Genomic DNA, 23,132 nt, shown 5'->3' on the forward strand with positions numbered 1-23,132 from the left:
GTGGGCTGTGGCTTTCACTCCTCCACCGGGGTCTTCGAAGGAACCCGTCGACGCATGCAATACATCCATCCGCCCATGACCGCCAATGCGGTTAACGGCAATCCATGGAACAAGACAATCACCTGCGCCGGCGTCCAAGCCAAATAGAACGGCCCGACCAACAGCATTCCCACACCAAAGCCCGTCATCTGAATAAGCGTCAACAGACTGAACAGCGGAAGGCGCAAGGCATCGGGCTCGCTTTGAGCGCGGGATATCAAGGCCACCTCAGCCACACCATCCCCCAGGCCCGCCCACACGATCAACACTAACGCCAGCCACAGCTCTGTTTGCTGAAAGGTCAGAATAAAACCCGTCGACATCAGTGCAACACCTGCCAGGAACAGGCGCTCCATGCGTTGAGTGCCACGACCTTTTAAAACGGCACTGGCCAAGCGTGCCCCCGCAAACTTACCCAGTGCCCAGACCGCCAACAGATACCCCATGACGGTTTTCGCCGTATCAGGGTCAATGTACTGGGATAGGACGGGGAAGCCGACATTATGTGCCGCGCTGCCAAGGGTATCGAGCAGGCTGATGACCAACATGGCCGCCAGCACCGGCGCCCCGCGCAGCCCTCGGGTCAACTCGTGCCATTCTTCGCAGAACGCCTTACGCGCTGACGTTGATACGGCTGAGTACAGCGCTCGCAACGGAAGGATCAGGCTGGCGGCCAGTAAATACGTCACGATATTGGCAGCAAAGACCGCTTCAAACCCCCACGTTGCGATCAGTAATCCTGACAGCAGGCTACCGAAGACTGCCCCTGTGGCAGCGGCAGACGTGATCCAGGCATTGGTTGCCACGCGCTGGTCAAGTGCCACCCACGTGGGCAACTGGCTGTTAAGACCAATAGCAAAAAGGGAGTTGCATAATCCGATGCCAAACGCGATGAAAGGCAAGACACTGAGCTGATGCTCAGGTAACAGAAACAGCAGTGGTGACAGTAACAGTGCTCTGGACAGGTCCAGCCCAGCCAGCGCCCCACGTCCGGCAAAGCGCCTGAAAAACGGGATCCCGAACACACTGGCAACGATGCCACCCACGACTCGACACGCCAGGAAAATACTGACGAACACCACGCTATGGCTGAGCCAATAAACGTAGGTGGACAGCGCAACCATGTTGAGGAACGCGCCAAAATCCGAAACGCCTCTGGCAAAGATAATCAGGCGCGCGTTTCGGGTCGACAAAGCCATCATGAGCCGATAAAGAGCATAAACACCCCATCCATTTGGTGAGTCCCCGACGTGGTCGGGCTGCTGATTTGAGCTCATACCTTGACACGAAACAGCTGAATATCAATCCCCTCAGTGATTGGCAACGCGTCAGTCAAGCCAAGGGTTAGCCTTCAGGTGTTCACGCTCGAAGGCCCTAATCTGCTCACGGCGCTGCAACGTCGTGCCAATCGCATCCAACCCCAGCAGCAACGCGGTCTTGCGCAGGGTATCAATCTGGAATGGGATCACCTGGCCATCCTCCAACCGAATCACCTGCCCTTCCAGATCCACACTGATCCGCGCCTTGTCCGGCTGGCTGACGGCCTGCCCGAGAGGCTGCAACACCGCCTCCTCCAATGTGATCAACAACACCCCATTTCGCTGGCAGTTATCATAGAAAATCCCGGCAAAGCTGCTCCCGATCAGCGCGCGGATGCCCATCTGCTTCAGCCCCCAGACCGCATGCTCGCGGCTGGAACCACAGCCAAAGTTCGGCCCCACCACCATAAAGCTCGCACCTTGCCAGCCGGGCTGGTTCAAGACGAAAGCGGGGTTGGGCTCGCCCGAAGTCAGAAAGCGCAAATCAAAGAACAACCCACGATCCAGACCATTGCGGTCGATCCCCTTGAGAAACTGCTTGGGCATGATCACGTCGGTGTCGATATTGGCCGCCAACATCGGCGCGGCCTGGCCGGTGACGAGGGTGAAGGGTTGCAGGCTCATGTGCGGTCTCCAAAATGGCGAATATCCGTCAGGCGTCCAGTAATGGCGGCCGCCGCGACCATCGCAGGACTCATCAGATGGGTACGGGCGCCCGCACCCTGGCGGCCTTCGAAGTTGCGGTTGGTGCTGGAGGCGCAGCGGTCGCCCGGTTCCAGCACGTCGTCGTTCATGGCCAGGCACATCGAGCAGCCCGACTGGCGCCATTCAAAACCGGCGTCGATGAAGATCGCCGCCAGGCCTTCGGCTTCGGCCTGGTCACGTACCTCAGTGGAGCCCGGGACGATCATCGCCCGTACGTGTTCGGCCACATGCTTGCCACGTACTACGCTCGCGGCGTCGCGCAGGTCTTCGATCCGTGCGTTGGTGCAGGAACCGATAAAGGCGTGGCTGATGACGATCTCGCTCAACGGCATGCCGGCTTCCAGGCCCATGTAGTTCAGGGCGCGGCGCATGTCCTGGCGCAGGATCAGGTCGCTGACGTCTTGCGGGTCGGGCACCCGGGCGCCAATCGGCGCGGCCTGGTCGGGGCTGGTGCCCCAGGTGACCATGGGCTCCAGGGCGCTGGCGTCCAGTTCGACTTCACGGTCGAACACCGCGTCATCGTCACTGTGCAACTTGCGCCACTCCAGCAGCGCCCGCTCCCACAACGCGCCCTTCGGAGCCCGGGGTTTGTCCTTGAGGTAGGCGAAGACTTTCTCGTCCGGCGCCATGAATGCCCCCCGCGCGCCCGCTTCCACCGCCATGTTGCAGATGGTCATGCGCGCTTCGACGCTCAGGGCATCAATGGTCGAGCCACGAAACTCGATGGCGTAGCCAGTGGCGCCGGAAGCACCGATCTTGCTGATCAGCGCCATGATCACGTCCTTGGACGTCAGGCCGATGGCCAATTCACCGTGCACCGTCACCCGCAGGCTTTTCAGGCGTTTGTAGACCAGGGTTTGTGAGGCCAGCAAATGCTCGATTTCCGAAGTGCCGATACCAAAACCGAACGCGCCCAGGGCGCCATAGGTTGTGGTGTGACTGTCGCCGGCGGCGATCACCATGCCCGGCAGGATAAAGCCCTGCTCCGGTGCGATCACGTGCTCGATACCCTGGCGTTTGTCGAGGATATCCAGCAACTCAATGCCGAAGTCCCGGCAGTTTTCCGCCAGGTAGGACACTTGCCGCGCACCGCCCGGATCGGGCATCGCGGCAACGCGCTTGGGCGCTGTGGGGTTCACATGGTCGACCACCGCCAGCGCCGTGCCCGGGCGCCATACGCCCCGGCCCGCTTCACGCAAACCACTGAAGGCCTGGGGGCTGGTGTATTCGTTGATCACCTGGCGGTCGATATACAGCAGCACATGGCCTTGGTCATCGAGGCGGCACACCGTGTGGGAATCGATGTGTTTGTCATAGAGGGTTCTGGCACAAGTCATCAGGGCGCTCGCTTAACGGTATGGCTCCATCATAGGCAGCGCCCAGGCCTCATCAATCCCGGCACGGTGATAGCTCAGAACATGTTTCGTGTTCGATGAATACCAATCTGAAACATTTGCTTTCATATACGGCTTAGGGTTTTGCAAGGCTCATCCGTCTTAACTTGAATACAGCCGATCGCGTCAGCAAAAGCTACGACCGGCCTTTTCCGGGCCCGCACTGCCCCCTCCGATCAAGACCCTCATTCACATGTCGAAGAAGTCACGCTCGAAAATCTGGTTTCTCGTCCACAGCTGGCTGGCGTTGCCCATCTGGTTCTTTGTACTGATCGTCTGCGTCACCGGGACCCTGGCGGTGGTCAGCCAGGAAATCGTCTGGTTGGCCAACCCCGACGTGCGCGCCAGCAAGCCCTCGGACGACGCAGAACTGCTCAGCTATGACCAAGTGATCGCCGCCATCAAGCGCGCCGAGCCCCAGGTGATTGTCGAATCCCTCAGCCGCCCGGACGAATCGCACTTCGCCCTGAGTGTCGACCTCAGCTATCCCGACGGGCGCTCCCTGGAGGTCTACGTCAACCCCTACACCGGAGTGATCCAGGGCGTCAGCCCGTCCTTCAACTTCAAGGCGTTCACCCGGGCCTTGCATGGCTGGTGGCTGGTGCCCTTCACCAACGGTTATAGCTGGGGCTGGTACCTGGTGTCGCTGCTGGGCTTGCCGCTATTGGCTTCGCTGGTCACCGGCCTTGTGGTCTACAAGCGTTTCTGGAAAGGCTTCTTCAAGCCGACCTTGCGCATCAAACATGGCGCGCGGATCTTCTGGGGCGACTTCCACCGCTTGAGCGGCATCTGGTCGATCTGGTTTATTGCGGTGATTTCCATCACCGGCACCTGGTTCCTGATCCAGGCGATCCTGTTCGATAACCAGATCACCATTTCCAGCGAACCCATCGTGCCGGTGATCACCCGGGACAAAGTGCCCATGTCCAGCCCTGGCGTGCCCTCGCCGATGATCCCCCTGGACGACGCCATCAGCATCGCCACCCAACGCATTCCCGGGCTGGAAGCCAGTTTCATCAGCCTGCCAAGCACCGCCTACAGCCACCTGCGCATTGGCGGACGTGGCTGGTACCCACTGATGTTCCAGACCGCCGAAATCAACCCCTACAACGGCGAAATCGCAGCCTCGCACCTGCTCTCGGATCGCTCGGGCCTAGAGTTCGTCACCGAATCCATGCGCCCGCTGCATACCGGTGATTTTGGTGGAATCTGGATCAAGTTGATCTGGTTCTTCTTCGGCCTGGTGCTGAGCATGATGGTCTTGAGCGGCCTGCTGATCTGGAGCAAACGCACCGCCCTGGCCACCCTGCATGCACTCAAACGCAGCGCCAAGACTGCACCGCACTCGATTCCGGTCCTGCAGGCCGACACCCTGGAGGGCAACCGATGAGCAAGGTGACTGCCGCTGCACCGCCCTCGCCGCTACGGGCCTTTTGGCTCAAATGGCGCTTCCACATCAACATCCTGCTGTTGCTGGTGCCCCTGGGGTTCATGCCCAAGTACTTTGCCGACGCCGCCCTGTTTCGCGGTGACAGTGGCCTGGGAGAACGGGAGGTTGGCGAGGTGCAGGTCGGCCCCTGGAGCCTGAAACTGGCCGAGCTGCGCAACGAAGCCCCACGGCCGGACCCGGCGGGCTATATGAAAGCCTTCAACGCCGCCCTGTGCGCCACCTGTGGTGATCAGGTCAAGGCCACCTACCTGCGCATCGGCAAACCCCGCAGCCTGCGCGCCGCCGGGGTGATCTTCTTCGGCACGCCGTACCGCATGGGTGCCGTGCTGCCTATTCCGGAACGTACCCCGGCCGACGCCGAACTGTGGATCACCATGGAAGGCTGGGACGGTGCCATGCACCAGGCTGCCATTCCCTTGAGCCAGGCCTCTCCCGCCACCATCGCCTGGCTGAACAAACGAGGAGTCAAACCATGACCTTTTTGCGCCTGACCCGCGTCTGTACCGCGCTACTGCTCTGCGCCGGTTTCAGTACCGCCGCCCTGGCCCATAACCCTATGTGCGAATGCAAGGAGATCGCCGGCGAGCAAATCAAGTGCACCGGCGGCTTTTCCGATGGCAGTGGCGCGCCCGGCGTGACTCTGGACGTGATTGGCTACGACGAAACCATCCTGGTCCCCGGCAAGCTGGGAGAGGACTCCACCTTGACCTTCAAGAAACCGGCCGCCGAGTTCTACGTGCTGTTTGATGCCGGCCCCGGCCACGTTGTCGAGATCGACCAAGCGGATATCCAGGCGCCATGAGTAGCACGACCCAAGTAGTCCGCCCGGCCGGTGCCGGGCACGAAACCCTCTTCGTGTTGCTGTTGTGCCTGATCATCCTTGCGGTGGCTGGAACGGTGGTGGCGTTGCGCGGCGAAAGCCAGGAAGTGGCCGCCGTGCCCAGCCACCAACTGGACGCCCGCCGCGACCTGAGTGCCGCCGAACAAGGCATCTATGCCGACCTGCGGGTGACCCTGGATGAAATCCACCTGCTGCAACAGGAACACAGTGCCCTCCCCACGCCGGCGCACTTAGCCGAAGAAGGCTTTGCGCCCTTCGCCCAGGACGCCAGTTCGGTAAGCCGTGGCGACCATCGCTGGCAGTTGCTGGAACCGTCGGCCTACCTGGGCTTGAGCCAGACGCCGCAGGTCAGTGGCTCGCTGTTGATGCGCGTCAGCGGCACCGAGCCGGATATCTGGCTCAACCGTCGCGCCAACCTTGCGGCCCCCTCTGACCTCACTGACCAGGCCCTGATCGACGCCGGCTGGCAACAGGTGGTCGCGCAATTCGATGCCGGCGTCACGCGCCAACATCGTCACTGAATTCACGCGGTATCCGAGAGCAGACCATGTCTATTTCATCGCCATTACTACGCCTGCTGCTGGTGGGCTTGTTCACCGTCCTGCTGGCCCCGCTTGCCAGTGCAGAGCAAGGCAAACGCCTGCGCATCGGCATCACCCTGCATCCCTATTACAGCTACGTGAGCAATATCGTCGGCGACAAGGCCGAGGTGGTGCCGCTGATTCCGGCCGGCTTCAACCCCCACGCCTATGAACCCCGCGCCGAAGACATCAAGCGCATCGGTACGCTGGACGTGATCGTGCTCAATGGTGTCGGCCACGATGATTTCGCCGACCGCATGATCGCCACCAGCGAGCGCCCGGACATCAAGGTGATCGAAGCCAACGCAAACGTGCCGCTACTGGCCGCCACCGGCAACGCCGCACGCGGTGCCGGCAAGGTGGTCAACCCCCACACCTTCCTGTCCATCAGCGCGTCGATTGCCCAGGTCAACAACATCGCCCGGGAGCTGGGCAAACTCGACCCGGACAACGCCAAGACCTACACCCAGAACGCCCGCGCCTACGGCAAACGCCTGCGCCAGATGCGCTCAGACGCCCTGGCCAAGCTGACCAGTGCACCGAATGCCGACCTGCGGGTAGCGACAGTGCACGCAGCTTATGACTACCTGCTGCGCGAGTTCGGCCTGGAGGTCACCGCCGTGGTCGAACCGGCCCATGGTATCGAGCCGAGCCCCAGCCAGTTGAAGAAAACCATCGACCAACTGCGGGAACTGGACGTGAAAGTGATCTTCTCGGAGATGGACTTCCCGTCCAGCTACGTCGACACCATCCAGCGCGAATCCGGGGTCAAGCTGTACCCGCTGTCGCATATTTCCTATGGCGACTACAGCGCCGAAAAGTACGAAGTAGAAATGACCGGCAACCTCAACACCGTGGTCCGGGCGATTCAGGAGTCAGGCGCATGACCGCAGCGCAGCACCTGCAGGTGGCCAGTGTTGGTCCGACCCTGGAATTCAACACCGTCTCGCTTACCCTCGGTCGTACCGTGATCCTTGATGCCGTGAGTTTTCAGGTAGCACCGGGCAGCATTCACGCGCTGGTCGGCCCCAACGGCGGTGGCAAAAGCTCGCTGATCAAGACCCTGCTGGGACAAACACCGCACCAGGGGCAATTGAGCCTGCACTGGCCGGACGTACCCGGCATCATTGGTTATGTGCCCCAGGCCCTGGAATTTGACCGGGGCCTACCGATGACCGTCGACGACTTCATGGCCGCCATGTGCCAGCGCCGCCCGGCCTTCCTCGGCCTGTCCCGGCATTACGCCAAGGCCATCGGCGAGGCGCTGGAACGAGTCGGCATGCAGGACAAACGCAAACGGCGCATGGGCGCACTGTCCGGCGGTGAGCGCCAGCGGGTGCTACTGGCTCAAGGGCTGATTCCCGCGCCGCAGTTGCTGGTGCTGGATGAACCGATGTCAGCCCTCGACGAAGCCGGCATTCAGGTGTTCGAGCGACTGCTGAGCGACTGGCGCCAGGCCGGGATCACCGTGCTGTGGATCGAGCATGACCTGGAAGCCGTCGGCCGCCTGGCAGACCGCGTCACCGGCCTGAACCGTCGCGTGCTGTTCGACACCACGCCGAAAGAAGCGCTGACGCCAGACCGCCTGCTGACGTTGTTCTCCACCCACCCACGGAGCCCAGTCTTATGAGCTACGAAGCCTTTCGTTTGATGGTCCAGGGTTGGGCGTCTTCCGGGTATCTGCCGCAAGCCCTGGCTTATGGTTTTGTGGTCAACGCATTGTTGGCCGGGCTGTTGATCGGCCCGGTACTCGGCGGCCTGGGCACCCTGGTGGTGGTCAAGCGCTTTGCGTTCTTCTCCGAAGCCGTCGGCCACGCCGCGCTGACCGGCGTGGCCGTGGGCATCCTGTTGGGGGAACCCTATACCGGGCCCTATGGCAGCCTGTTCGGCTACTGCCTGCTGTTCGGCATCCTGCTCAATTACCTGCGCAATCGCACGGGCCTGGCGCCCGACACCTTGATCGGCGTGTTCCTGTCGGTGTCCCTGGCCCTGGGGGCGAGCCTGCTGTTGATCCTCGCAGGCAAGATCAACGTACACATTCTGGAGAACGTACTGTTTGGCTCGGTCTTGACGGTCAACGGCAATGACCTGCTGGTGCTGGCGATTGTCGGTTCCCTGGTGATGACCCTGGCCTTGCCGTTGTACAACCGCATCATGCTGGCCAGCTTCAACCCGCAACTGGCCGCGGTGCGCGGGGTGGCGGTGAAGACCCTGGATTATCTGTTTGTGATCCTGGTGACGCTGATCACCGTGGCGGCGGTCAAGGTCATCGGCGCGATACTGGTGGGCGCCCTGCTGGTGATCCCGGCGGCGGCTGCGCGCTTGCTGAGCCAGTCACTCAAGGGGTTCTTCTGGATCTCGGTGGCGATTGCCACAGTCAGCACTCTGTGCGGGATCTTGCTGCCGATCATCTTCGACCTGCCCATCCCGTCCGGTGCCGCAATCATTCTGGTTGCCGGTATCGCCTTCGCCCTCGCCGCCATCGCGCGCGGCACGGTCCCCAGCCTGAAAGGGAATCTCGGATAATGCGCCCAGTTCTACGTCCACTCGCCCTGGCCATCGCCTGTCTGATCACAACGCCGCTTTTTGCGGCCGAAGGGGTCAACCCCCAGCAGAGCGCCATCAAGGCGATCAAACCGGTGAAAGTCCTGGCCGCCCTGCCGATTACCTACGGCTTGGCGTACGTGTTGCTCAACGGTACCGATATCACCCTTGAGCGCGCGGCACCGGCCAACTTGCCTGGGTCGCGGCAAACAGCCTACTTCACCGGGCACGGGGCTACGGCCCTGCACGCGCTGGCGTTGGATGCAGACGCTGCCATCGGCCTGCGTTCGTTATGGCCGGATGACCCGCTGTATCCGGTCGCCCGGCGCAGCAATATCCGCATCGTTGAAGTGGACGCTGCGCGGCCGGTGGATGGCGGTTTGCCGGGGATCGCGGTGCAGCCAGGCTCAGCCGATGGGCTGAATAGCCAGCCGTGGCAGGCGAGCAACAATATGGGACGCATGGCGGATGTGATGGCGGCCGACCTGAGCCGCCTGGCGCCCGGGGCCAAGCCGCAGATTGACGCCAACCTGGCGATTCTCAAGCAGCGTCTGCTCAAACTCACCGCGACCAGCGAGGCTCGGCTGGCCAAGGCGGATAATCTGAGTGTCGTCAGCTTGAGTGATCACTTGGGTTATCTGGTCAGTGGGCTGAATCTGGAGTTGGTCAGTGTTGATGCACGGGCAGATGCGGAGTGGACGGCTGAGGCACTGCAACAGCTGAGTACCAACTTGAAGGAGAACGATGTGGCGGTGGTGGTGCATCATCGCCAGCCCAGCGACGCGGTGAAAGCGGCGGTCAGTGCGGGGGGCTCGCAGTTGCTGGTATTGGGTACTGATGGGCTGGACCCGGTGGGGGAGCTGGAGGGGAATGTGGATCAGGTGATCAAGGTTCTGGCGCCTTGATCATCAGGGGGCTGGGTTCGTCAAAAACCCCCAGCCTGCCGCAAGCGATACTCACCCGGTGTCACCCCCGCATACCGCTGAAAAAACCGACTGAAATACCCAGGATCCTTAAACCCCAACTGGTAACAGATTTCATTGGCCGAACCGCCCGTAAACAGCAACAAGCGCTTCGCCTCCTGCATCACCCGCTCCAGCACCAACCGCTTCGACGGCAAATCGGCAATCCGCCGACAAACCTCATTCAGCCGCGCCTCCGTCACCCCCACGCCCTGGGCATACCGTGACAACGGCCAATGCTGCAGATAGTGATCCTCGATCAGCTCATTAAACCGATGAAAAATCCGCAAATCCTCATGCCGCGCCGGTCGCGCCTCCAGCGAATTGGCACACAATCTCAGCAACCCCACCATGATCAACCGCGTCAAACTCTCCAGCGCCGCCGCCCTTCCCGGCCCGCTGCTATTGATCTCCCTGTACAGCGCGTCAAACAACCACTCAAGCCGCTCGGCGTCAGCCTGGAACCGAGGCGCCAACGCCACACATGCCGCTGACAATTGCGGGCCCGGCGCAAGGCTGGGATCGGCATCGATCAACCCCCACACCAACTGCTGGCGCACCGTCAGCACATGCCCGTCTGCATCCGCCTCCGTGACAAAGGCATGGGCCACCGTCGGTGGCGTGAGAAAAAACATCGGCCCCGACTCAAGGTACTGCTGGTCATCCAGATACACCCGCACCGCGCCGCTCTTGACGTAATGCACCTGGAAAAACCGGTCATGCCGATGCACCGGCATGTTGCGGCCGAAAAAACCCGCCAGGTTGCCCAGCTTGTCGTAATGCACGTCGGCATCGCTGTAGCGCTGATCGTAGACCTGCCCGATATTGATATTGGGGATCGGCTTCACGGTGTGCTCGTTGTTGTTTTTGGATGTCCGGGATTTTGCCACGCTTGACGGTAGTTAACATATTAATTATAACGTTAATACATTAACGAACTGCCTATGGAGCAGTCGCCACCGCCAGGAGAAACCCATGAGCCGTATCCTGCATGATGTTGCCAATGGCACCCTGTTCGGCGTTGCGCTGAACTACCAGGGGTTGCTGGAACAACATCTCGCCGCCTTCCAACAGGCGCCGTACCAGAAGCCTCCGGTCAAGCCGGTGCTGTTCATCAAGACGCCCAATACCCGCAATGGCCATGACGGCGTGGTGGTTCATCCTCAGGGCGAGCGCCTGCAACCCGGCCCAGCCCTGGGAGTAGTGATCGGCAAGAGTGCCAGCCGGGTCAGCGCGCAAAATGCCATGGCGCATGTGGCCGGCTACACCATCGTCAATGAGTTCAGCCTGCCGGAAGACAGCTACTACCGCCCGGCCGTAAAAGCCAAATGCCGGGACGGCTTCTGCGCGCTAGGCCCGGAGTTGGTGGCTCGCGACCAAGTGGCCAACCCCAATCAGTTGAGCCTGAAACTGTTCGTCAACGGCGAACTGCGCCAGCAAAACTCCACCGCCAACTGGGTGCGAGACATTCCTCAACTGATCGCCGAGATCAGCGAGTTCATGACCCTGCACGAAGGCGACGTACTGATCACCGGGACACCCGAAGGCCGCGTGGATGTGCAGCCCGGCGACACCGTTGAAGTCGAGATCAGCGGCCTGGGTCGTCTGGTCAACCACATCAAGGCCGAGGAGTTGTCATGAAACACGCCCGTATTCGCTTTGAAGGCGCCGTCCACCAAGTTCTTGTCGACGCCCATCACGCCGTCCGCCTGAAAGACGGTCGCCAGCTGGCCGAAGACCAGGTCGAGTGGCTGCCACCGGCCACCGGCAGCATGTTCGCCCTGGGCCTGAACTACGCCGACCACGCCGCCGAGCTGGCCTTCAAACCGCCAACCGAACCGCTGGCGTTCATCAAGTCGCCAGGCACCTACACCGGCCACAACCAGACCACCTGGCGCCCGGACAACGTCGCCTACATGCACTACGAGTGCGAACTGGTGGCGGTCATCGGCAAACCGGCGCGCAACGTCAAACGTGAAGACGCCCTGGATTACCTGGCCGGCTACACGGTGTGCAACGACTACGCAATCCGCGACTACCTGGAAAACTACTACCGCCCCAACCTGCGGGTGAAGAACCGCGACGCCACGACTCCGGTCGGCCCATGGATCGTTGATGTGTCGGACGTGCCCGACCCAAGCAACCTGAAACTGCGCACCTGGATCAACGGCGAACTGCGCCAGGAAGGCAGCACCCGGGACATGATTTTCGACATCCCCTACCTGATCGAATACCTGTCCAGCTTCATGACCCTGCAACCCGGCGACATGATCGCCACCGGCACGCCGGAAGGCCTGGCCGATGTGGTGCCCGGGGATGAAGTCATCGTGGAAGTCGAAGGCGTGGGCCGCCTGGTCAATCGAATTGTCAGCGAAGCGGAGTTCTTCTCCGTGCGAAAAGAGGCTTGAGCAATATGATCAAACACTGGATTAACGGCCGCGAGGTCGAAAGCAAAGACGTGTTCGTCAACTACAACCCGGCCACCGGCGAAGCTATCGGTGAAGTCGCCAGCGGCGGCGCCGAGGAAGTCGCCCAGGCGGTCGCGGCAGCCAAGGAGGCCTTTCCGAAGTGGGCCAACACCCCGGCCAAGGAGCGGGCACGACTGATGCGCAAGCTCGGCGAATTGATTGAGCAGAACGTCCCGCACCTGGCCGAACTGGAAACCCTGGACACCGGCCTGCCGATCCATCAGACCAAGAACGTACTGATTCCACGGGCCTCGCACAATTTCGATTTCTTCGCAGAAGTCTGCACCCGCATGGATGGCCACAGCTATCCGGTGGACGACCAGATGCTCAACTACACCCTGTATCAGCCCGTCGGCGTTTGCGCCCTGGTGTCGCCCTGGAACGTACCGTTCATGACCGCCACCTGGAAAACCGCACCGTGCCTGGCTCTGGGCAATACCGCAGTGCTGAAGATGTCGGAGCTGTCGCCGCTGACGGCCAATGAACTGGGGCGCCTGGCGGTGGAAGCAGGGATTCCCAACGGTGTGCTCAACGTGATCCAGGGCTATGGCGCCACCGCCGGCGATGCCCTGGTGCGCCATCCTGATGTGCGAGCGATTTCCTTCACCGGCGGCACCGCCACCGGCAAGAAGATCATGCAAACCGCCGGCCTGAAAAAGTACTCGATGGAACTGGGCGGCAAGTCGCCGGTGCTGATTTTCGAAGACGCCGACCTGGAACGAGCCCTCGACGCGGCGCTGTTCACGATCTTTTCGCTGAACGGAGAACGTTGCACCGCCGGCAGCCGGGTTTTCATTCAGGAAAGCGTCTACCCGCAGTTCATCGCCGAATTTGCCGCCCGCGCCAAACGCCTGATCGTCGGTGACCCGCAAGACCCGAAGACCCAAGTCGGCTCGATGATCACCCAGGCCCACTATGACAAAGTCACCGGCTACATCAAGATCGGTATCGAGGAAGGCGCCACCCTGCTGGCGGGCGGCCTGGAGCGTCCGGTAAACCTGCCGGCGCATCTGGCCCGTGGCCAATTCATCCAGCCGACGGTGTTTGCCGATGTGAACAACAAGATGCGCATTGCCCAAGAGGAAATCTTCGGGCCGGTGGTGTGCCTGATCCCGTTCAAGGACGAAGCCGAAGCATTGCAACTGGCCAATGACACCGAATACGGCCTGGCGTCTTATATCTGGACCCAGGACATCGGCAAGGCCCATCGCCTGGCCCGTGGCATCGAGGCCGGCATGGTGTTTATCAACAGCCAGAACGTGCGCGATTTGCGTCAGCCGTTCGGTGGCGTGAAAGGTTCCGGGACTGGCCGTGAAGGCGGTCAGTACAGTTTTGAAGTGTTTGCCGAGATCAAGAACGTGTGTATCTCCATGGGCAGCCATCACATTCCGCGCTGGGGCGTGTAGCTGCCGAGGTCCCCACTCCAACAAGAATAAGTATTCAGGAGAATCATCATGGGCGAAGTCGTCCTGGCCGCGAAGATCTGTCACGTGCCTTCGATGTACCTGTCGGAACTGCCCGGCAAGCACCACGGTTGCCGCGCAGCGGCGATTGCCGGGCACAAGGAAATCGGCCGCCGCGCCCGCGAACTCGGGGCCGACACGGCGGTGGTGTTCGATGTGCACTGGCTGGTCAACAGCGGGTATCACGTCAACTGTGGCGAGCACTTCAAGGGTATCTACACCAGCAACGAACTGCCGCATTTCATCAAGAATATGGAATACGAGTACCCGGGTTGCCCTGAACTGGGCGAACTGATTGCCGCCGAAGCCAACCTGGCCGGCGTGCGCAGCATGGCCCACAACATCCCGAGCCTGGAGCTGGAGTACGGCACCCTGGTGCCCATGCGCTACATGCATATGGATGTACCCGAGGAGCAAAAATTCAACGTCATCTCCATCGCCGCCTGGTGCGCCTGGCATCGCCTGGAAGACAGCTTTGCCTTCGGTGCCGCCGTGCGCCGGGCCATCGAGAAGAGCGACCGCAAGGTGCTGGTGCTGGCGTCGGGCTCGCTGTCTCACCGTTTCTCGGATGATCGCGAAGCCGAAGCCAACATCCACAACTGGACCCGTGAATTCGACAAACAGATGGACCTGCACGTGGTGGAGATGTGGAAGCAAGGCCGCTTCAAGGAGTTCTGCGCGATGCTGCCGGACTATGCCGAGCACTGTTTTGGCGAGGGCAAGATGCACGACACGGCGATGCTGCTTGGGTTGCTCGGCGGGCCTGAATACAACCAGCCGGCGGAGATTATTACCGAGCCTTTTGGCAGCTCGGGCACGGGGCAGATCAACGCGATTTTCCCGCTCTGAGCCCTGTTTGAAGACCAATGATTACCTTGTGGCGAAGGGCTTGTTGTGGCGAGCGGGCTTGCCCGCTCGCCACAACAAGCCCGCTCGCCACAAAAAATCAACTCCCCACCGCAGGAGACACTCACATGCCGCACTTCATCGCCGAATACACCGACAACATTGAACAACAGGCCAACCTGCCCGCCCTGTTCGAAAAGGTCCACAGCGTCCTGGGCGACAGCGGCGTGTTTCCCCTGGGCGGCATCCGCAGTCGCGGTGTGCGTCTGGACACTTGGCGCATGGCCGATGGCAAGCACGACTACGCCTTCGTCCACATGACCCTCAAGGTCGGCCACGGCCGCGACCTTGCAACGCGCAAGACCGTTGCCGAAACCCTGTTCCTGGTGATCACCGAACACTTCGCCGAGTTGCAGGCGCAACGGCTACTGGCGTTGTCATTCGAGATGATCGAGCTGCACCCCGAGCTCAATTTCAAACAGAACAACATACACGCCTTCTTGAAGAACCAGGCGGGCTGACCCACGCCCGCCTCCCCCCATGGCCTCTCAAACAAAAAGTACAACACCATGAGCACAGCCAAGACTACCGCCAGCCTCGCCCTGGCCGAGCACGATCGCACCCACAGTACGGTGACCTGGCGCCTGATGCCCTTGTTGCTGATCTGCTACCTGTTCGCCCATCTGGACCGGATCAACATCGGTTTCGCCAAGATGCAAATGAGCAGCGACCTGCACTTCAGCGACACGGTCTACGGCTTTGGCGCCGGGTTGTTCTTTATCGCCTATGCGTTGTTCGGCGTACCCAGCAACATCGCCCTCGACCGGGTCGGGCCACGGCGTTGGATTGCCTGCCTGATGGTGGTCTGGGGCGTTTTGTCCACCAGCATGATGTGGGTCGAAAGCTCCACAGGGTTCTATGTCCTGCGCTTCCTGTTGGGGGTGGCCGAGGCCGGTTTCTTCCCCGGGATCCTGGTGTTTCTCAACCGCTGGTACCCGGCCCGCCGTCGCGCCCAGGTCACGGCGCTGTTCGCCATTGCCGTGCCCATGGCCGGGGTGATCGGTGGGCCGTTGTCCGGTGCGATCCTGGAAAACTTCCATGCCGTCGGCGCCCTGCGCGGCTGGCAGTGGATGTTCCTGATCGAAGGCGCGCCCGTGGTATTGCTGGGCCTGGTGGTACTCAAGTGCCTGCCGGACAACTTTGAAAGCGTGAACTGGCTGACCACGGCGCAGAAACAACAACTGCACGCGCAACTGAGCAGCGAAGAACAGCGCAAGTCCATTACCTCCTTTGCTGGCATCGTGCGCGACCCGCAGGTCTGGCTGCTGGTGGCGATCTATTTTGCGGTGATGCTCGCCGTCAATACCCTCGCCTTTTGGATGCCGACCTTGATCCATGGTGCCGGTGTTGGCCGGGACAGCCAGGTCGGCCTGTTGAGCGCCGTGCCCTACCTGGCCGGGTGTTTTTTCATGATCGGTTGCGGGCGCTCTTCGGACCGCCATCGCGAGCGTCGCTGGCACCTGTGCGTGCCGCTGCTGATGGCCGCCGCCGGTATCGCCGTGGCCGGTCTGGCACCGGGCAATCCGCTGCTGGTGATGGGCGGCCTGGTGGTAGCCGGCATGGGCGCCAGTGCCGCGCTGCCGATGTTCTGGCAACTGCCGCCGGCCTTTCTCTCCAACAGCACCCAAGCTGCCGGTATCGCGATGATCAGTTCCTTTGGCAGCGTGGCCGCGTTCCTCGCCCCTTACTTGATCGGCTGGATGCGCGATGCCACCCAGAGCGCCAGCCTGGCGTTGTATGTGCTGGCGCTGCTGATCGCCCTCGGTGGTGTGCTGGTGCTGCGCACCCATGCCGCCATCGTCAATCCAAACTAGAGACCTTCGTCATGCTCGATCCCCAGCAAATCCTGCAAGCTGCCGCCAACCTGGACCGGGCCGAACGCGCTCGGGAGCAAGTGCGGCAATTTTCCCTCGACTACCCCGCCATCACGATCGAGGACGCCTACGCCATCCAGCGCGCCTGGGTCGCCCAGAAGATCAAGGACGGGCGCAAGTTGGTCGGTCACAAGATCGGGCTGACGTCCCGGGCGATGCAAGTGTCTTCCAACATCAGCGAACCGGATTACGGCGCCCTGCTCGATGACATGTTCTTCGACGAAGGCACCGATATTCCTTTCCAGCGGTTTATCGTGCCTCGGGTGGAAGTGGAGCTGGCGTTCATCCTCGGCAAACCGCTCAAGGGCCCGAACTGCACGATCTTCGACGTGCTCGACGCCACCGAATGGGTGATCCCGGCGCTGGAAATCATCGACGCGCGGATCCAGCAGATCGACCCGCAGACCAACGCCACCCGCAAGGTGTTCGACACCATTTCCGACAACGCCGCCAACGCCGGCGTGGTCATGGGCGGCCGTGCGGTGCGGCCCACCGAGATCGACCTGCGCAAGGTGCCGGCGGTGCTGTACCGCAACGGTGTGATCGAAGAGTCCGGAGTCTCGGCCGCCGTGCTCAACCACCCGGCCAAGGGCGTGGCATGGCTGGCGAACAAACTGGCGCCTTATGACGTGACACTGCTGCCAGGGCAGATCATTCTCGGTGGCTCGTTTACCCGTCCGGTGGCGGCCAGTCCTGGAGACACTTTCCATGTCGACTACGACATGCTGGGCTCCATCTCCTGCCGCTTCGTCTGACTTCTGGAGGACTGTTTCATGGACATGCCTGTGAATCGTTTCAAGCAACGCCTCAACAGCGGCGAAGTGCAGATCGGCCTGTGGCTCGGCCTGGCTGACACCTACTGTGCAGAACTGGCCGCCAACGCCGGTTTCGACTGGCTATTGATCGACGGCGAACATGCGCCCAATGATCTTCGCAGCATGCTCGGCCAATTGCAGGCCATCGCACCCTATGCAAGCGAAGCGATCATCCGGCCGGTGATCGGCGATACCGCGTTGATCAAGCAAGTGCTGGATATCGGCGTGCAGACGGTGCTGGTGCCGATGGTTGAAAACGCCGCGCAGGCACGGGAGCTGGTGCGCGCGATTCACTATCCACCCCAAGGCATACGCGGCGTGGGCAGCGCATTGGCTCGGGCTTCGCGCTGGAACACTATTTCTGATTACCTGGATCAGGCTGATGCGCAGATGTGCCTGTTGGTGCAGATCGAGAGCCGTGAAGGCTTGGCCAACCTGGATGCGATTGCGGCCGTCGAGGGTGTGGATGGGGTGTTTATCGGGCCGGCGGATTTGAGTGCATCCATGGGCCATCGTGGGAATCCGGGGCATCCAGAGGTGCAAGCGGCCATTGAAGACGCCATCGTACGGATTCGCAAAGCCGGTAAAGGCGCCGGGATTCTGAGTGCTGACGAGACGCTTGCCCGGCGCTATATCGAGCTGGGCGCAACGTTTGTCGCGGTGGGTGTGGACACCACGGTGTTGATGCGTGGGTTGCAGGCGCTGGCTGGGAAATTCAAGGGTACAGCAGCACCTATGTCGAGCGGCGGAGTGTACTAGTTTTCAAGGACGCCTAAGATCCATGTGGGAGTGGCGGTGCGACGATTCGACTTGCTCGCGAAGGCGGTGGTTCAGTCCCAGAAGGATTGACTGATACACCGCCTTCGCGAGCAAGCCCGCTCCCACACAAGCCAGCTCCCACCTTTGATCTGTTGTGCTTGAAAAGTCGCCTCAGCGCTTGATGTTCTTCAACTCATCCAGCAAGCCAAGTAGCGTCTGCAACTTCTCTTCCCCCAACTGATCCTGCAAGCGCTGGTAGTTGCCCTCCATGCACTGGCTCATGGACTCAAACATCACATTGCCCTTCTCCGCCAAGGTCACCAAGACCCGCCGCTGATCCTGCTCGGCCTTGCGCCGGTGAATCATCCCCGCCGCCTCCATGCGTACCAGTACGCCGGTCATGCTCGGCTTGAGAATGCAGGCCAGTTCTGCCAGTTGGTAGATCTCCAGTTCGTCGTATTGACTGAGGATGCGGATAACCCGCCATTGCTGTTCGGTCAGGCCATGCTCATTGAGCGAAGGACGGAAGAAACTCATGGCCGCTTCACGGGCCTGTAACAGGGTCAAGGTCAGGGATTGTCGAGGTTTGAGCATAGGGATCAGGGTCACGATAGATTTAGTTAATAATTTAACGAAACTCTAACACCTCGCCCCTCTGGCCGCGCTATAACTTGTGGGTCGAAAGCCTCGGCTGGCGCGCTGAATCAAAAGCCCCGGCACGGAGAATCAAGACTTCCACCCCTCCAGGGCCCCTAATGGCAGGCATCCGCTTTAGAGCCTTCCTTCACTTTTTCAGGCTGCGCCATGATCAATATAGAAACGCCCACCTATTACACGGCCACCAAGAAGTACAACCTCAGTTTCCCGACCCTGGAACAGGGTGTGGAGGCCGACGTCGTGATCATTGGCGGCGGTTTTTCCGGTATCAACACCGCCCTTGAACTCGCCGAAAAAGGCATCACTAACATTGTCGTGCTGGAAGCGCGGTACCTGGGTTTCGGCGGCACCGGACGCAATGGTGGGCAGATCATGGCCGGGATTGGTCATGACCTGGAGAAGATCAAGAAAGACGTCGGCGAAGACGGCCTGCGCCAGGTGTTCGAAATCAGCGACCTGGGTGCCGACATCATCAAAGACCGCATCGCCAAGTACAACATCGATGCCGACTTCTGCCACGGCTATGGCTATATGGGCTTTAACGCTCGCCAGGAAAAGACCCTGCGGGCCTGGGAAAAAGACTTCAAATCCATCAACAGCAAACACGAGATTCGCTTTCTCGGCGGCTCCGACGTCAAGCAGATCATTGGTTCCAGCGCCTACAGCAGTGCGCTGTTGCACATGGGCGGCGGTCACGTGCATTCGCTGAACCTGCTGCTGGGTGAGGCCACGGCCCTGGCCAGCCACGGCGTGCGAATTTTCGAGAACAGCCCGGCCCTGGAAGTCAGCTATGGCGAGCGCATCACCGTGCGCACCGGTCGTGGCTCGGTCAAGGCCAGCAAGCTGCTGTGGGCCTGTGACAGCTTCCTCAACAAGCTGGAACCGGAACTGCACCGCTCGACCATCAACACCTATGCCTTCCAGATGATGACCGAGCCGTTGAGCGAAGAGCTGATCAACCGCATCAGCCCAATTCGTGGGGCCTACAGCGATATTCGCCCGGTGATCGACTACTACCGGGTCACCAATGAAAACCGCCTATTGTTCGGGGCCGCGACGCCGCTGGTGGAACACATTCCCGGTGACCTCAAGGCGTGGAACCGTCACTTGATGCTGAAGATTTTCCCCTACCTCAAGGACGTGAAGATCGACCTCGCCTGGGGCGGTCCGATGGCTTGCAGCCCGAACCTGTTCCCGCAGATCGGCACTTTGCCGGGGCGCAGCAACGCGTTTTTCGTCCAGGGCTATTCAGGTTTTGGCGTCACCCCCAGCCACATCATCTGCAAGGTGCTGGCCGAAGGCATGAGCGAAGGGTCGGCGCGGTACGACCTGGTCAGCTCGATCCATCGCCCGACCATCATCGGCAAAGATGCCATCCGCCCGCTGCTGCTGACTGCCGGCAAGTCCTGGCACCAGTTGTCCGGCTACTGGAACGGGCGCCGTTAATTTTTTCTCATCAGGAGCAACTGCCATGACCCTCACTACCCTCAAAAAAGACATCCAACTGTCGGAGCTCGACGCTTGGGGCACCGTGGCCGACCTCGGTTCAGAGATCCTCGAAGGCGAAGTCAGAGCCTTCGGCAAGATGACCTTTGGAGCACCGACCGACCCGGTCAGCAGCGCCTACTTCGGCACCACCCAAGGCAAGTTCAGGATGGTCTACCCGTTCGCCGAACAAGCCACGGTGGTGACCGGCGAAGTGGTGCTGACGGATGAGTCCACCGGCAAAAGTGCACGCTACAAGGCGGGTGACAGCTGGTTCGTGACCAAGGGCACGCCAGTGCTGTGGGAAGTGGTCAGTGAGAGTTTCGTCAAACATTACTTTGCCGTCGTTTGAGTGGAGGCCTGCCATGACTAGCCAATCCGACTGGATCACCGTAGGCGCCCTCGCCGACGGCTTTGCCCCCCAAGCCTTCATCCTGCCTAACCTCGCGGACCTGAACGGCAAAACCTTCACCCTGCACTTCGCCAACGGCTGGCAGATCGAGCATCGTTTCGACCACCAAACCTTGTCCTGGCGCGCCGCTGACGGTCACTCCACCGGCACCGCGCCCTACCGCGCCACATCGATCCGCCCCGGCCTGTACCTGGTAGATTTCATCAAGCATGAAAAAGGCCAGAGCTGGTCCATCAGCCTGGTGCTCGACACTACCAGCGCCTCGTTCACCGCCGTCATCGGCCACTTGCCCACTCAGGCAGAAACCGCTGAAGGTCTCTACAGCCGTGCCCTGGCCGGCAAGCCGCTGACTTCGGTGGAAGTGGATTTCCTCCACGGCAGCCTCGACCGTCCATGGCAGGAAGGCCAGTGCCCACACGCGCCGACGGGCGAGCTGGTAGGCCTGCGCAACCAGTACCGCTACAGCCCGAGTGAGGTCTACGAGCACATCTACCTCAATGACCAGTTCTACGCCTGGCAGTGCCTCAAGGGCGTCGAGCAAGGCCTGTGCGACACCGACCGCTGCCATTACTACAAGATTGCCGATGAGCTGTACCTGTTTGTCTGGCGCGAAAAGATCATCCCCACCCTCGGTCTGGTTCTGATCGACCTGCAACAGCACCGCAGCGACGGCAAGATCTTCGGCTATGCCGGGGCGTCCTTCGATGCACTGTCGAATTTCCCCATCAGCTCCTACTGCCAGGTGCTCAACCGTACGGAGCATTCCGATGCCTGAACTGCGCACGGTGGTGATCACCGGTGCCGGCACCGGCATCGGCGCCGCCTGCGCCCGGCTGTACGCGGGCGAAGGCGCGCAACTGGTGCTGATCGGCCGCCGCCGCGAACCGCTGGAACAGGTAGCCGGGGAAACCGGCGGCCTGATCCTGGTGGGCGATGCGGCCTGCCCCGACACCTGGGACGGGTTTATCACGCAGATCCGCCAGCGCTACGGTCGGCTCGATGTACTGCTGGCCTGTGCCGGTGGTCACGGACTGGGCAGCGCCACCCAAACCAGCCCGCAGACTTGGGAAGCGGCCCTGCGCAGCAACCTCGACAGTGCCTTCTACAGCGCGCGGGCCTGCCTGCCGCTGTTGCTGGAAAGTGCCGGGAATATCGTGCTGATCGGTTCCATTGCCTCACTAGCGGCTGGGTCGCAAGTGTGCGGCTACACCACCGCCAAGCACGCGCTGCTGGGGCTCAATCGCTCCCTGGCCAGGGATTACGGGCCCCACGGCCTGCGGGTTAACGCGGTGTGCCCGGGCTGGGTGCGCACGCCCATGGCTGATCAGGAAATGCAGCCGTTGATGGACGCTTATGGCGAGACGCTGCAGCAGGCCTACGACCGGGTCTGCGCCGACGTGCCGTTGCGCCGGCCGGCCAGTGCCGATGAGATCGCCAGGGTCTGTCGCTTCCTGGCTTCAGCGGACGCTTCGATCATCACCGGTGCGACGCTGGTGGCCGACGGCGGGTCGAGCATCGTCGATGTGCCGACCCTGGCGTTTACCCGACTGGAGCAGCCCGATGACCAATGACCTGGATTTCAGTGGGCAAGTCGTATTGGTGACCGGAGGCGCCCAGGGCATTGGTCGCGGGATCGTCGAAGCCTTTGCCTTGCGCGGCGCGCGGGTAGTGATTGCCGACTTGCGGTTGCCGCTGGCCCAGGGCTTGGCTGGTGAATTGTGCGAACGCGGCTGTCAGGTTGAGGCCGTTTGCGTTGACCTTGCAGATGCTACAGCGGTGCTCGACGGCGTTCAGGCGTTGGAACAACGGCTGGGACGGTTGGATATCCTGATTCACAACGCCGGGTATTTTCCGTTGACCGCCTTTGCCGACATCACACCGGCCATCCTCGAGCGCACATTGGCAGTGAACCTTTCGGCACTGTTCTGGCTGACCCAGGCAGCGCTGCCGATGTTCCGCCGTCAGGGCCAGGGTTGTGTGCTGGTGACCTCTTCCGTCACCGGCCCGCGCGTGGCCTACCCCGGCTTGAGTCATTACGCGGCGTCCAAGGCCGGGGTCAATGGTTTCATTCGCAACGCGGCCCTGGAGTTGGCGGGGCTGAATATTCGGGTCAACGGGGTTGAGCCAGGGATGATTGCAACGCCGGCGATGGGCAACCTCGGGGACGATCAGCTCAACAACAGCATTGCCAGTCGCGTGCCGCTGGGACGCCTGGGCAGCGCCGCCGATATCGCCGGAGCGATGGTGTTTCTCGCCTCTGACTTGGCCACCTACATCACCGGGCAAACAGTGGTGGTGGATGGTGGGTCGACCTTACCCGAGGTTTGACCCCGTACAGCCTTCGCCGAAACCTCCTACCTAGCCGCCAGATAACCTCTACTCCCCGCGCTTAAGAACCTCTGCAAAGTCTCTCGCCTGATCACACAGCGCGAGGGACCGCCGATGTTTTTTCCTACTC

Annotated in this window: 26 protein-coding genes; 21 read left to right on the forward strand and 5 right to left on the reverse strand. The window is 61.3% G+C overall.

Features of this window, described 5'->3' with window-relative positions:
• Nucleotides 1-14: 14 nt before the first annotated feature.
• From HKK55_RS14320 to leuC, 3 genes are all read right to left on the reverse strand, one after another.
• Complete coding sequence (locus tag HKK55_RS14320) at nt 15-1,238, reverse strand: MFS transporter (RefSeq protein ID WP_202020930.1); 1,224 nt, start codon at nt 1,236-1,238, stop codon at nt 15-17.
• 129 nt (nt 1,239-1,367) lie between these two features.
• Nucleotides 1,368-1,982 (reverse strand): 3-isopropylmalate dehydratase small subunit, encoded by a 615-nt coding sequence (gene leuD, locus HKK55_RS14325; RefSeq protein WP_169355282.1) that lies wholly within the window; start codon nt 1,980-1,982, stop codon nt 1,368-1,370.
• Nucleotides 1,979-3,400: a 3-isopropylmalate dehydratase large subunit gene (leuC, locus tag HKK55_RS14330; RefSeq protein ID WP_169355283.1), complete on the reverse strand. Its 1,422-nt coding sequence runs from the start codon at nt 3,398-3,400 to the stop codon at nt 1,979-1,981. Before leuC ends, leuD begins: the two co-directional genes overlap by 4 nt.
• A gap of 250 nt (nt 3,401-3,650) precedes the next feature.
• Between leuC and HKK55_RS14335 the strand changes: the two genes are divergently transcribed.
• The 8 genes from HKK55_RS14335 to HKK55_RS14370 are packed head-to-tail and all read left to right on the forward strand — an operon-like array spanning nt 3,651 to nt 9,778.
• Nucleotides 3,651-4,847: a PepSY domain-containing protein gene (locus HKK55_RS14335; RefSeq protein WP_169355284.1), complete on the forward strand. Its 1,197-nt coding sequence runs from the start codon at nt 3,651-3,653 to the stop codon at nt 4,845-4,847.
• Nucleotides 4,844-5,383, forward strand: coding sequence for a thiamine pyrophosphate-binding protein (locus HKK55_RS14340; protein WP_169355285.1), 540 nt, complete (start codon nt 4,844-4,846; stop codon nt 5,381-5,383). Before HKK55_RS14335 ends, HKK55_RS14340 begins: the two co-directional genes overlap by 4 nt.
• A complete protein-coding gene (locus HKK55_RS14345) occupies nt 5,380-5,709 on the forward strand; it encodes a hypothetical protein (protein ID WP_169355286.1) in 330 nt (109 codons plus the stop codon). The genes HKK55_RS14340 and HKK55_RS14345 overlap by 4 nt, the downstream gene beginning before the upstream one ends.
• Nucleotides 5,706-6,269 (forward strand): DUF6162 family protein, encoded by a 564-nt coding sequence (locus HKK55_RS14350; RefSeq protein WP_169355287.1) that lies wholly within the window; start codon nt 5,706-5,708, stop codon nt 6,267-6,269. Before HKK55_RS14345 ends, HKK55_RS14350 begins: the two co-directional genes overlap by 4 nt.
• A gap of 26 nt (nt 6,270-6,295) precedes the next feature.
• Entirely contained in the window at nt 6,296-7,216 is a 921-nt protein-coding gene (locus HKK55_RS14355) for a metal ABC transporter substrate-binding protein (protein ID WP_169355288.1), read from the forward strand.
• Complete coding sequence (locus tag HKK55_RS14360; RefSeq protein WP_169355289.1) at nt 7,213-7,959, forward strand: metal ABC transporter ATP-binding protein; 747 nt, start codon at nt 7,213-7,215, stop codon at nt 7,957-7,959. Before HKK55_RS14355 ends, HKK55_RS14360 begins: the two co-directional genes overlap by 4 nt.
• Nucleotides 7,956-8,855 carry a metal ABC transporter permease gene (locus HKK55_RS14365; protein ID WP_169355290.1) on the forward strand — a complete coding sequence of 300 codons (900 nt, stop codon included), beginning with the start codon at nt 7,956-7,958 and terminating at the stop codon, nt 8,853-8,855. The genes HKK55_RS14360 and HKK55_RS14365 overlap by 4 nt, the downstream gene beginning before the upstream one ends.
• Nucleotides 8,855-9,778: a metal ABC transporter solute-binding protein, Zn/Mn family gene (locus HKK55_RS14370; RefSeq protein WP_169355291.1), complete on the forward strand. Its 924-nt coding sequence runs from the start codon at nt 8,855-8,857 to the stop codon at nt 9,776-9,778. The genes HKK55_RS14365 and HKK55_RS14370 overlap by 1 nt, the downstream gene beginning before the upstream one ends.
• 20 nt (nt 9,779-9,798) lie before the next feature.
• On the opposite strand, the gene hpaA is transcribed toward HKK55_RS14370, so the two are convergent.
• The gene (gene hpaA, locus HKK55_RS14375; protein WP_169355292.1) at nt 9,799-10,683 is read right to left on the reverse strand and encodes a 4-hydroxyphenylacetate catabolism regulatory protein HpaA; all 885 of its coding nucleotides are present in this window, start codon (nt 10,681-10,683) and stop codon (nt 9,799-9,801) included.
• A 127-nt stretch (nt 10,684-10,810) separates the two neighbouring features.
• On the opposite strand from hpaA, the gene HKK55_RS14380 reads away from it, so the two are divergent.
• The 8 genes from HKK55_RS14380 (at nt 10,811) to hpaI (ending at nt 18,120) form a co-directional block, all read left to right on the forward strand.
• On the forward strand, nt 10,811-11,476 hold the full coding sequence (locus HKK55_RS14380) for a fumarylacetoacetate hydrolase family protein (RefSeq protein ID WP_169355293.1): 666 nt from the start codon (nt 10,811-10,813) through the stop codon (nt 11,474-11,476).
• Nucleotides 11,473-12,243: a fumarylacetoacetate hydrolase family protein gene (locus HKK55_RS14385; RefSeq protein WP_169355294.1), complete on the forward strand. Its 771-nt coding sequence runs from the start codon at nt 11,473-11,475 to the stop codon at nt 12,241-12,243. Before HKK55_RS14380 ends, HKK55_RS14385 begins: the two co-directional genes overlap by 4 nt.
• 5 nt (nt 12,244-12,248) lie before the next feature.
• Nucleotides 12,249-13,709, forward strand: coding sequence for a 5-carboxymethyl-2-hydroxymuconate semialdehyde dehydrogenase (hpaE, locus tag HKK55_RS14390; protein ID WP_169355295.1), 1,461 nt, complete (start codon nt 12,249-12,251; stop codon nt 13,707-13,709).
• A gap of 48 nt (nt 13,710-13,757) precedes the next feature.
• The gene (gene hpaD / locus HKK55_RS14395; protein WP_169355296.1) at nt 13,758-14,615 is read left to right on the forward strand and encodes a 3,4-dihydroxyphenylacetate 2,3-dioxygenase; all 858 of its coding nucleotides are present in this window, start codon (nt 13,758-13,760) and stop codon (nt 14,613-14,615) included.
• A 125-nt stretch (nt 14,616-14,740) separates the two neighbouring features.
• Entirely contained in the window at nt 14,741-15,133 is a 393-nt protein-coding gene (locus tag HKK55_RS14400) for a 5-carboxymethyl-2-hydroxymuconate Delta-isomerase (protein WP_169355297.1), read from the forward strand.
• A gap of 48 nt (nt 15,134-15,181) precedes the next feature.
• Complete coding sequence (locus HKK55_RS14405; RefSeq protein WP_169355298.1) at nt 15,182-16,486, forward strand: MFS transporter; 1,305 nt, start codon at nt 15,182-15,184, stop codon at nt 16,484-16,486.
• A gap of 11 nt (nt 16,487-16,497) precedes the next feature.
• Nucleotides 16,498-17,301 (forward strand): 2-oxo-hept-4-ene-1,7-dioate hydratase, encoded by an 804-nt coding sequence (gene hpaH / locus HKK55_RS14410; protein ID WP_169355299.1) that lies wholly within the window; start codon nt 16,498-16,500, stop codon nt 17,299-17,301.
• An 18-nt stretch (nt 17,302-17,319) separates the two neighbouring features.
• Nucleotides 17,320-18,120, forward strand: coding sequence for a 4-hydroxy-2-oxoheptanedioate aldolase (hpaI, locus tag HKK55_RS14415; RefSeq protein WP_169355300.1), 801 nt, complete (start codon nt 17,320-17,322; stop codon nt 18,118-18,120).
• A gap of 171 nt (nt 18,121-18,291) precedes the next feature.
• Here the strand turns inward: hpaI and hpaR are convergent, their stop codons facing one another.
• The gene (hpaR, locus tag HKK55_RS14420; protein ID WP_169357863.1) at nt 18,292-18,714 is read right to left on the reverse strand and encodes a homoprotocatechuate degradation operon regulator HpaR; all 423 of its coding nucleotides are present in this window, start codon (nt 18,712-18,714) and stop codon (nt 18,292-18,294) included.
• A 210-nt stretch (nt 18,715-18,924) separates the two neighbouring features.
• Between hpaR and HKK55_RS14425 the strand changes: the two genes are divergently transcribed.
• The 5 genes from HKK55_RS14425 to HKK55_RS14445 are packed head-to-tail and all read left to right on the forward strand — an operon-like array spanning nt 18,925 to nt 23,002.
• Complete coding sequence (locus HKK55_RS14425; RefSeq protein ID WP_169355301.1) at nt 18,925-20,223, forward strand: FAD-binding oxidoreductase; 1,299 nt, start codon at nt 18,925-18,927, stop codon at nt 20,221-20,223.
• A gap of 25 nt (nt 20,224-20,248) precedes the next feature.
• Entirely contained in the window at nt 20,249-20,614 is a 366-nt protein-coding gene (locus HKK55_RS14430; RefSeq protein ID WP_169355302.1) for a cupin domain-containing protein, read from the forward strand.
• Between the two features lie 13 nt (nt 20,615-20,627).
• Nucleotides 20,628-21,449: a molybdenum cofactor biosynthesis F family protein gene (locus HKK55_RS14435; RefSeq protein ID WP_169355303.1), complete on the forward strand. Its 822-nt coding sequence runs from the start codon at nt 20,628-20,630 to the stop codon at nt 21,447-21,449.
• The gene (locus HKK55_RS14440) at nt 21,442-22,245 is read left to right on the forward strand and encodes an SDR family NAD(P)-dependent oxidoreductase (RefSeq protein WP_169355304.1); all 804 of its coding nucleotides are present in this window, start codon (nt 21,442-21,444) and stop codon (nt 22,243-22,245) included. The genes HKK55_RS14435 and HKK55_RS14440 overlap by 8 nt, the downstream gene beginning before the upstream one ends.
• Nucleotides 22,235-23,002: an SDR family oxidoreductase gene (locus HKK55_RS14445; RefSeq protein WP_169355305.1), complete on the forward strand. Its 768-nt coding sequence runs from the start codon at nt 22,235-22,237 to the stop codon at nt 23,000-23,002. The genes HKK55_RS14440 and HKK55_RS14445 overlap by 11 nt, the downstream gene beginning before the upstream one ends.
• Nucleotides 23,003-23,132: the final 130 nt, after the last annotated feature.

This window comes from Pseudomonas sp. ADAK18 (genome assembly GCF_012935695.1).
Taxonomy (GTDB): Bacteria; Pseudomonadota; Gammaproteobacteria; order Pseudomonadales; family Pseudomonadaceae; genus Aquipseudomonas.

What these genes read in the sequence shown, in the direction of transcription:
- hpaH (WP_169355299.1), top strand. Translation starts at nt 16,498, where the DNA reads ATGCTCGATCCCCAGCAAATCCTGCAAGCTGCCGCCAACCTGGACCGG.
- HKK55_RS14365 (WP_169355290.1), top strand. Translation starts at nt 7,956, where the DNA reads ATGAGCTACGAAGCCTTTCGTTTGATGGTCCAGGGTTGGGCGTCTTCC.
- HKK55_RS14380 (WP_169355293.1), top strand. Translation starts at nt 10,811, where the DNA reads ATGAGCCGTATCCTGCATGATGTTGCCAATGGCACCCTGTTCGGCGTT.
- HKK55_RS14400 (WP_169355297.1), top strand. Translation starts at nt 14,741, where the DNA reads ATGCCGCACTTCATCGCCGAATACACCGACAACATTGAACAACAGGCC.
- HKK55_RS14350 (WP_169355287.1), top strand. Translation starts at nt 5,706, where the DNA reads ATGAGTAGCACGACCCAAGTAGTCCGCCCGGCCGGTGCCGGGCACGAA.
- hpaR (WP_169357863.1), bottom strand. Translation starts at nt 18,714, where the DNA reads ATGCTCAAACCTCGACAATCCCTGACCTTGACCCTGTTACAGGCCCGT.
- leuD (WP_169355282.1), bottom strand. Translation starts at nt 1,982, where the DNA reads ATGAGCCTGCAACCCTTCACCCTCGTCACCGGCCAGGCCGCGCCGATG.
- hpaI (WP_169355300.1), top strand. Translation starts at nt 17,320, where the DNA reads ATGGACATGCCTGTGAATCGTTTCAAGCAACGCCTCAACAGCGGCGAA.
- HKK55_RS14340 (WP_169355285.1), top strand. Translation starts at nt 4,844, where the DNA reads ATGAGCAAGGTGACTGCCGCTGCACCGCCCTCGCCGCTACGGGCCTTT.
- HKK55_RS14335 (WP_169355284.1), top strand. Translation starts at nt 3,651, where the DNA reads ATGTCGAAGAAGTCACGCTCGAAAATCTGGTTTCTCGTCCACAGCTGG.
- hpaD (WP_169355296.1), top strand. Translation starts at nt 13,758, where the DNA reads ATGGGCGAAGTCGTCCTGGCCGCGAAGATCTGTCACGTGCCTTCGATG.
- HKK55_RS14360 (WP_169355289.1), top strand. Translation starts at nt 7,213, where the DNA reads ATGACCGCAGCGCAGCACCTGCAGGTGGCCAGTGTTGGTCCGACCCTG.
- leuC (WP_169355283.1), bottom strand. Translation starts at nt 3,400, where the DNA reads ATGACTTGTGCCAGAACCCTCTATGACAAACACATCGATTCCCACACG.
- HKK55_RS14370 (WP_169355291.1), top strand. Translation starts at nt 8,855, where the DNA reads ATGCGCCCAGTTCTACGTCCACTCGCCCTGGCCATCGCCTGTCTGATC.
- HKK55_RS14345 (WP_169355286.1), top strand. Translation starts at nt 5,380, where the DNA reads ATGACCTTTTTGCGCCTGACCCGCGTCTGTACCGCGCTACTGCTCTGC.
- HKK55_RS14440 (WP_169355304.1), top strand. Translation starts at nt 21,442, where the DNA reads ATGCCTGAACTGCGCACGGTGGTGATCACCGGTGCCGGCACCGGCATC.
- HKK55_RS14320 (WP_202020930.1), bottom strand. Translation starts at nt 1,238, where the DNA reads ATGGCTTTGTCGACCCGAAACGCGCGCCTGATTATCTTTGCCAGAGGC.
- HKK55_RS14355 (WP_169355288.1), top strand. Translation starts at nt 6,296, where the DNA reads ATGTCTATTTCATCGCCATTACTACGCCTGCTGCTGGTGGGCTTGTTC.
- HKK55_RS14445 (WP_169355305.1), top strand. Translation starts at nt 22,235, where the DNA reads ATGACCAATGACCTGGATTTCAGTGGGCAAGTCGTATTGGTGACCGGA.
- HKK55_RS14425 (WP_169355301.1), top strand. Translation starts at nt 18,925, where the DNA reads ATGATCAATATAGAAACGCCCACCTATTACACGGCCACCAAGAAGTAC.
- HKK55_RS14385 (WP_169355294.1), top strand. Translation starts at nt 11,473, where the DNA reads ATGAAACACGCCCGTATTCGCTTTGAAGGCGCCGTCCACCAAGTTCTT.
- HKK55_RS14430 (WP_169355302.1), top strand. Translation starts at nt 20,249, where the DNA reads ATGACCCTCACTACCCTCAAAAAAGACATCCAACTGTCGGAGCTCGAC.
- HKK55_RS14405 (WP_169355298.1), top strand. Translation starts at nt 15,182, where the DNA reads ATGAGCACAGCCAAGACTACCGCCAGCCTCGCCCTGGCCGAGCACGAT.
- HKK55_RS14435 (WP_169355303.1), top strand. Translation starts at nt 20,628, where the DNA reads ATGACTAGCCAATCCGACTGGATCACCGTAGGCGCCCTCGCCGACGGC.
- hpaE (WP_169355295.1), top strand. Translation starts at nt 12,249, where the DNA reads ATGATCAAACACTGGATTAACGGCCGCGAGGTCGAAAGCAAAGACGTG.